This window comes from Candidatus Cloacimonadota bacterium (assembly GCA_034661015.1).
Taxonomy (GTDB): domain Bacteria; phylum Cloacimonadota; class Cloacimonadia; order JGIOTU-2; family JGIOTU-2; genus JAYEKN01.
The window spans coordinates 20,316-28,439 of the sequence record JAYEKN010000304.1 but is presented as its reverse complement, the minus strand read 5'-3'; the positions used below and the strand labels follow the sequence as shown (position 1 = coordinate 28,439).

The window sequence follows — 8,124 nt, the reverse complement described above, 5'->3', positions numbered from 1 at the left end:
CCTGAAATTAGTTTTTTTGTTTTATGATTTTATGGTATCAAAATTTGCGTCAAGATTTATAGATGAGAAGATTGATAAGAAATAAAAATTCAGGAAAAGGTTTGGAATATTTTATGGTAGTTTGAACGAACAGATTTATCTGTTCCCTCAGGTTTAACTGCTCGGGAAATAAACTGGCTCCCAACCTACATTCAATCTTTTGTTTTTAAATCCCGCACCCAATTCACCATAAATTTTAGCGTCAATCTCGTTCCCATTCGCCAGCTGGCGGATGGGGAACGCATTTTTTCGCGAAGCCCCAGCTTCGCAAAACATAGACAAATTTTTGTGATTGCATTGAGAAACACGCTTTGGAAAAGCGTATTACGTTTCTCAAAATTGATTTTGGAAAAACACGCTTTGGAAAAGCGTATTACGTTTCTCAAAATTGGTTTCTTGAAAAACACGCTTTGGAAAAGCGTATTACGTCTACAAAAAAAAGCCCACAATCACATGAAGCGGACTGTGGGCTAAATATTCGAATAATCCAATACCAACGAATTATTCTTCTTTTAGGATTTCTTTCAGTTTATGCCTAAAACTTATGATATAATCGTTCCAGTAGTTTTCAGTTACCTTATCGCTCATGAAATACGGGGACAACACACTAGCACGCAGTACTCTCAGACTATGAACTTTATCCCATTCTTCTTTGGAAATACCGAGACGTTTTGCCAGACCTACAGGGGCATTTGTATAATCATCAAAGGAAAAATTGGTATGAGATGTAATAAAATCCTTTTTTAATACTGTACCTGAGACGTATGAACTTAAGTTGTAAATATCAAGGTTCAACTTATTCATCTTTTCCAGAGATGCGTTGCCAACAAAATTGAAAGCGAAATCAACCATATTAAAATCCGGTTTTACTAAACATTCAACTTGAAATTTTGTTCCATCAACATCAAATTCTCCGATAGAAATCACTTTTTCATACAACCTTTGTGCACCTTCAATACTCGCTCCAATTAATTTTCCGTATCCCGTGATATTTAGGGGAAGAACTTGATGAGCAGCCCACACACTTGCAGCGGTAGCACCGGCTTTTGAGCCTTCAATAATATAACTGCCAAGCATTGCCGGGGCATCAGAACCCTTTTCAAAAACATAAGCTGCAAAGAATGAAATTGCGTCAGTCATTCTCTTATCTCGGATAGTAATACCTCCGGCAGAATAGGGAACATAACCCATTTTATGCGGATCAATTGTTACGGAATCGGTTTCGGAGATTGCCTTAAAAGCATTATAAACTTCTTCCTTGGGCCAATTCAGGTCATCCTGATTAATAATGTTTTCTTTATGCAACCTAACTTTCATGGCGTTATAGTGCATAAAATTGTAATCTTCATCAAGAAAGATCGAACGGGCGTATCCACCATAAGCAGCATCAGCGTGCACATAAAATGAAACTCCCTTTTGCTCGCATTCTTTTCTGAATTCAATGATCTTATCAAGAGAATCAATCGCACCTTCTTCTGTGGATCCAATCACGCCAACTACGCCCAATATTGGGATTTTCTTCTCGATCAGATCATTAATTGTGTTTTTTAGGACATCAATATTTTGACGGAAGTGCTCATCAACTTCTATTTCTATCAGATTATTTAGCCCGATTCCCAGAACATCGGCAGCTTTAACCCAAGAATAATGTTTGGATTGGGGAACGATCCATTTTCCGAGTTGTTCCTGATTCACTCCGGTACCACGCACGGAATTATCCCGAACTTCATCCCACACATCTTTTACTTTTTCAGAGAGATCAAGAATTTCGGAAATTTTCATATTAGCGAGCTCCCAATCAGATAAACCATCTACAAGTTTTGGTCTGATCTTTTTAATGGCAAAAGGAATTGATGATAGGTTTCTTGCATACCAGAGAGCTTCAAAATTGGCGACGCTTCCGTCAGTGCAAATATGCCCCCATGCAATCTTGGTATCATATCCCATTAGTCGAGCAAAATCTTTTCCAACCTCGATTTCCATCGGGGAAGTAGCAGTTGATGCTTCATAAGCCACATTGTTTGGATTATAGAGCATAGCAGCTATATATCCGAGGATAGCCGGCATCATAATATCCGCATTCATGTGTCCCAAATATCGAGGGGAATGCCACGGCATTGAAGTAGTTTTCAATTTTGAACACAATTTATCCAACACCATTGCGGTTTTTTCTTGTGTTTCCTTAAAACTTTTTTCGTCTTTTCGATGTAATGAAATTAACGGTTCATCTTCCGGATGAAAATCCTTTCGCCAAAAAATATGCTCGTTGATAATATCATTAACGATTTCTTTAAAGAATTTTGCATTCTCCGATTTCGGTCCTAAAAACAATGCATCAATATCCATTTTTTCTCCTTCTAAGCGTTATTTTTTTGTTACTAATTTTTAACTTCGTTTGTCTTCCATTCAGGTTTTTTGCAAGCATAAATAATAATGGGAATAGTTAGGAAAATCAACAACCCGCCAACCATGAAAAGCACGTAAAATGTGGGGCTACCGATTTTCAGATTTGTGGGTGGGAAAAAACTGATCACAATTACGAATACCATCGTGAGTAATCCAACTAAACCAACGATCCACATACCCACCTTACCACCGGGAATTCTGTAGGCTCGTTTCACATCGGGATATTTGTATCTGAGTTTAATTGCCGAAGCAAATAGCAGAATATACATAATCGCATATAAAGTTGTGGTTAGAATTAGAATCATAAAAAATCCCGTATTGATTGCGGGAACAACCACATAGATCAGGGCAATTAGGGAAATCATCGTTGCTTGAACTAAAACGAAACGAATTGGAACTCCATTTTTATTGGTTTTTTGCCACCATTTTGGCATAAATCCGTTTTTGGCTACCTGAAGCATAGCAGTGGAAGGTCCCAAAACCCAAGTGCTTAACTGACCGAAGGCACCAAAGCCAACCATGGCAGCAACTATCGGGATGAGCCAATCTACATGTCTTAGCTTAAAAAAAACGGAAAATGTTTGCATAATACCGGAGGCGAGATTGATACTGCTTGCAGGCTCTGCGATCTCGATAGCAAATGCTCCTAATATATTTAGCACGAGAATCAAAATTACCGCTACCAACATAGCAAGAGGATAATTTTTTTGAGGATTTTCCACTTCATTTGCATGCACGGACGAAACTTCAACCCCTGCAAAAACGAATATAACTCCAACAAAAAAAGTTAAATGACTCAAACTGCTAAAATCAGGTAAAGCCTTTGCCCAAGTGAAAGCAGGTAATTGAATGGGATTGTTTCCCAAAAAATAAGTCAATCCGAATCCGAGTATGAGTATAAATGGAATAATGACACCAATCAAAAAACCGGCTGAACTAATTGTACTACCGGATTTCAAGCCCTTCAAGTTTAGCGAAGTGGCAAACCAGTAAATCAATATTGTTACAACGGCGATATAAATATTATTACTCGCAAGAGCAGGTTTGAAGATGAAGGCGATCATTGCTGCGATGAACGAACCGATCATGACCATGCCAAAAAACATTTGTACCCAAAGCATCCAGGCAGCAATAAAAGCTGCTCTATCCCCAAATGCCAATTTTATCCATTTATACACACCTCCTGCCGAGGGCCATCCTGTGGCGAGTTCTGCGGAAATCAGGGCAGTGGGAATTAAAAACAAAACAGCTGCAGCTATCATATAAAAGACTTGCAACCAGCCGGTTTCAGCTAACATCGGCAAATTTCTAATACTCATAATAAAAGCCAAAGTTATCATTATAAGTTTAAAAAGATTTAACTTTGTGGGATTATTTGTCATACTATAACTCCTTTCCAATTTAAATTAATTTTTTTTGTATTATTGATGAGTCCATTTAAAAAACCGTTAAAACGGTTAAATTATGTTGTTTGTTGTTGTAAACCCACGATTAAAATCGTGGGCTTCTATCATATTTATCTAACTGTTAACACATAAGTTAGAAGCCCACAGTTTCAACTGTGGGTAAACGATGAATTACAACTATTTAACCACTTCAGTGGTTTATTTAGTGGACTTATTGATTCTTTAGTAGTTGGCAAAAATAATAATTTGCTCTATCTATTGATAACCCACATTATTCGGTCAGAGTAAAATAACGAAGAGGACTATATTCGCTCCAAAGTGTCCAAATATTTTGGGCTTGCACTTTCCATCCGTATAAACCTGCACCTGCAGTATCCGGAATAGAAAAAACAAGAATCGTGTCAGCAGTTTGCTCCAAAAAAGTAAACAAAGAATCATTTACTTTTCCAATTATTATATCATACTGAACGGCATCAGGGAGGCTTTCCCATTTAAATTCTATCGGGTTTTGGACTGTTACGCTATCTGCCGGTTCAAGTAAGGTAGGGGAAAAATTTGCATCTTCTGAGACTGTAACGCTGATGCTGTCTGATCCCGGAATGCCATCCATATCATACGCAGTAACTTCAAGAGAATGAACATTTCCATCTGCCCAGTAGAAATTCGACCAATTATATTCCCAAGGTGGGGTGGAATCAGTGTGCACTACTTCTCCATCAATAATAAAATTAACGTATTCGATACTTTCCTCACTTGATACATCGGCTTTTATCCATTTACTTGGTGTAGTAATTGTTTCGCCATCGTCAGGTTGAGTAATTGTAACATCCGGATATTGCGTAGAATGGTCTGTAGTCGAAGAACAGCCTATAATTAAGAGCGCAATTAATGAGGTAATTATAATGAAAATTGCCCTCCGTGAATTTACATCTTTGTGATTTAATAAACTAAACATTGCCTTTCTCCTTTCTCAAATGTTATTATATTTCAAAATATTATTTATATTGTGTATAAATTAGTTTTTCATCTTTTCAAGTCAATCTTTTTATATTCAAATATCTAAAAATATTTCGGAGTAAAATATCCGTGATGCTCTAATTTTATAAACAGCAACATCGCAAAAGTTACACACCGGATTACATTCAAACCCATTTTCTTTGACGTAAAAACATTGATTCAAAAAGTTTGTGGAAAAATTTATCCCTTATAATAAACTCAAAATAATTATGAATAATCAAGAAAATTCAAACCTAAATATTTTTACTGTAACGGAAATTACAAAGCATGTAAAAAATATTCTCGAAAATAATATTCCCGCTATATGGATCAAAGGGGAAATATCCAATTTCAAGCATCACTCATCCGGGCATATTTATCTCACTTTGAAAGACCAAAACTGCTCGCTACGTGCCGTATTCTTCAGGCAATTCAATCGTTTGCTAAGATTTCAACCTGAAAACGGAATGGAAGTAATGTGTTACGGCAAAATTCAGGTTTATGAAAAAAGCGGACAATATCAACTGAACATCAACGAAATGAAACCCTTGGGAATTGGGGAACTGGAAATCGCTTTTCGTCAATTAAAAGAAAAACTGGAATTTGAGGGTCTTTTTGAGGAAAAGTGGAAAAAGCCAATTCCACGATTTCCTGCGAGTGTAGGAATTATTACATCGCAAACCGGGGCTGCAATTCAGGATATAAAAAATGTTCTCACTCGCAGATTTCCCGTAAATATTTTATTGCATTCTGTTCGTGTTCAGGGCAAAACTTCCGCAGACGAAATAGTTACGGGAATCGAAGCATTCAACAAATCCAAAAATGTAGATGTCCTGATAGTTACACGCGGCGGTGGCTCTATGGAGGATCTTTGGAGTTTCAATGAGGAGAAGGTTGCCAGAGCGATTTTCAAATCGGAAATCCCGATAATTTCCGGAGTCGGTCACGAGATTGATTTCACTATCTCAGATTTTGTTGCAGACTTACGCGCTCCCACACCTTCGGCTGCTGCGGAACTGGTTGTGCCGGATAGATATTCTGTTTTGAATGAGATCAAAAATTTTGATGATCGGATAAACAATCTCGTGCTGAATAAATTTGAACGGGAAAAAAGTAAGTGCCGTGAACTTTTTCTTTATCTTGATAAATTTCACCCTCAAAATATCCTCCAACAATATACTCAGCAGCTCGATGAACTAAAATATCGTTTAAATAATTCGCTTCTAAAAATATCCGATTCCCGATTTACACTTGAAAAACTAAAATCAAATATCTCATACCAATTTAATAAATTCCATAATCTGCAAAATGCTGAAATACGAGAAAAGCAGAATTCATTATGGCAAAATTTTGAAAATATCTTTGCAAAGAAACGTAGTAACTGGCTGAATCTAATGGGCAAACTCGATGAACTTAGCCCCTTGAAAATCCTCAAAAGAGGATACAGCGTGGTAACAAAAAATGGCAAAGATATTATTTCTACCAAAGATTTGGAACTCGAAGATAAATTGCGTATTCTTTTTTCAGAAGGTAAATGCGATTGTAAAATACAAAATATTTACAACAATATTTCGGATGAATAAAAATATTCTTGTTTTTGTCATTGCTCTATTGGTTTTATTTTTTGTGCAAAACAATAAACTGCACTCATTTGCTGCGAATGGATTGTGGGTTCCTTCTTGGGAATTGAATTCCCCTGAAAAAATCAAAAAGGTTGTAAGATTTGCTGTTGAAAATGATTTTAAGCATATTTTCGCTGAAATACGCTATCGCGGAGATGCCCTTTATGTGCCAAATAAAACTGATTCTACTTTTTCCAATCCGGAAAAACGATCCTATTTTCTGGATAAACAACCCGAAAGTTTCGACCCTCTCTATTCGCTAATTCAATTGGCACACGATTATCATATTCAGGTTTTTGCATGGCTCACCACTTTCGTAATTACTCCTAAAAACACAATTCGTTTACCGGATTCTCATGTTGTTTTCCAGCATCCCGAATGGATTACCTACAATGAAAATTTGGAAAAGATGGATATTGAACAAGTTGGTTCGGGGCTATTTCTTGATCCGGGCATCAAAGAGGTGCAGGAATATACTCAAAACATTATTTTGGATATTGCAAAAAATTATCTCATTGATGGCGTAATGCTTGATTATATCCGTTATCCCGGAAGCGAATTTGGTTACAATCCCATTTCTCTTGCCAATTTCTCCAAAAATTCTACAAGTATTGATTCTGCAAAATTTGTTTTCTGGAAACAAGCACAACTAACAAATTTTGTCAAAGATACAGGGCAAAAACTCAAAAATGTGAAAAAGAGCATGATTTTCGCAACAACCGGAATCGGAGAATATGCAAAAGCCAAAAACCAATTTTGTCAGGATTGGATGAAATGGTTGGATTTTGATTCTTTGGATTATGTGTATTTGATGCTATATGCAAAATCGGATGAAGAGTTCACGAAACAGATTGAATCCATTCCGAACAATGTTGATAAAAAAAGAATTGGGATTTCGTTGCGTGCTTGGAACCATTCGAATAATTATCCGGTTCAACAGATCTTTTCCAAAGTTTCAATCTGCGAAAAAAATAATTTCAAGGTAGTTTCCCTGTTCCATTTTGGAGGAATTCGGGAAAATGAGTTTACAATTCAAAACAAAATTATAAAATATTAATTATAGTCTGTCCGTAAAGTAGGGATTCGACGCAGATGAGCACTGAAAAAACCGATTTTCGCAAGATAAAATTTTTTTGTAAAAAGTGTAATATCAGCGTTCATCAGCATAATCAGTGTTTTTCTGCGTCGAATCATCCACCAGCTGGTGGAACCACTGATAAAATAGTAGTTTACGGATGGAAACTAATTAGGAATAATTATGAGAATAGATAAATTATTAGACGTGCTTTGCATTGTTAAACATCGTTCAATTGCCAAAAAGGCGTGCGATAACAATCTCGTTCAAATCAATGGAGCAACTGCAAAACCTTCAAAATTAGTTCAAATCGGCGATAGAATAAGAGTGGCAATTTATGGATTTATTATTGAGTTTGAACTAACAGATATGCCAACGAAAAACATACAAAAATCACAAACAACAAATTATTACAAATTGGTAGTAAGAAATCAGGAACCCGATTAAATAAAACACTATTAAAAAAGGACTCGTGCGAAAAACACATAATAAATTTGCAGAAAATAAGAATTGAAATCATAAAAATTGACAAGCTTTATGCAATATGTGTTTTTGAAATCACTAAATAAAAAATAAACAA

At 36.2% G+C, this 8,124-nt stretch carries 7 protein-coding genes; 4 read left to right on the top strand and 3 right to left on the bottom strand.

Annotation, left to right across the window (positions count from 1 at the left end):
• Positions 1 to 540 precede the first annotated feature (540 nt).
• From U9P79_10735 to U9P79_10725, 3 genes are all read right to left on the bottom strand, one after another.
• Positions 541 to 2,385 carry a pyridoxal-dependent decarboxylase gene (locus U9P79_10735; protein MEA2105088.1) on the bottom strand — a complete coding sequence of 615 codons (1,845 nt, stop codon included), beginning with the start codon at positions 2,383 to 2,385 and terminating at the stop codon, positions 541 to 543.
• Between the two features lie 32 nt (positions 2,386 to 2,417).
• Complete coding sequence (locus U9P79_10730; GenBank protein ID MEA2105087.1) at positions 2,418 to 3,827, bottom strand: amino acid permease; 1,410 nt, start codon at positions 3,825 to 3,827, stop codon at positions 2,418 to 2,420.
• Between the two features lie 295 nt (positions 3,828 to 4,122).
• Positions 4,123 to 4,806 carry an Ig-like domain-containing protein gene (locus U9P79_10725; GenBank protein ID MEA2105086.1) on the bottom strand — a complete coding sequence of 228 codons (684 nt, stop codon included), beginning with the start codon at positions 4,804 to 4,806 and terminating at the stop codon, positions 4,123 to 4,125.
• Between the two features lie 271 nt (positions 4,807 to 5,077).
• On the opposite strand from U9P79_10725, the gene xseA reads away from it, so the two are divergent.
• Genes xseA through U9P79_10705 form a run of 4 tightly spaced genes read left to right on the top strand, consistent with a single transcriptional unit; the run spans position 5,078 to position 7,991 of the window.
• Positions 5,078 to 6,430: an exodeoxyribonuclease VII large subunit gene (gene xseA / locus U9P79_10720; GenBank protein ID MEA2105085.1), complete on the top strand. Its 1,353-nt coding sequence runs from the start codon at positions 5,078 to 5,080 to the stop codon at positions 6,428 to 6,430.
• Positions 6,423 to 7,526 carry a family 10 glycosylhydrolase gene (locus U9P79_10715; protein ID MEA2105084.1) on the top strand — a complete coding sequence of 368 codons (1,104 nt, stop codon included), beginning with the start codon at positions 6,423 to 6,425 and terminating at the stop codon, positions 7,524 to 7,526. Before xseA ends, U9P79_10715 begins: the two co-directional genes overlap by 8 nt.
• Positions 7,527 to 7,561: 35 nt before the next feature.
• Positions 7,562 to 7,741 carry a hypothetical protein gene (locus U9P79_10710; GenBank protein MEA2105083.1) on the top strand — a complete coding sequence of 60 codons (180 nt, stop codon included), beginning with the start codon at positions 7,562 to 7,564 and terminating at the stop codon, positions 7,739 to 7,741.
• Entirely contained in the window at positions 7,728 to 7,991 is a 264-nt protein-coding gene (locus U9P79_10705) for a S4 domain-containing protein (GenBank protein MEA2105082.1), read from the top strand. Before U9P79_10710 ends, U9P79_10705 begins: the two co-directional genes overlap by 14 nt.
• Positions 7,992 to 8,124 lie beyond the last annotated feature (133 nt).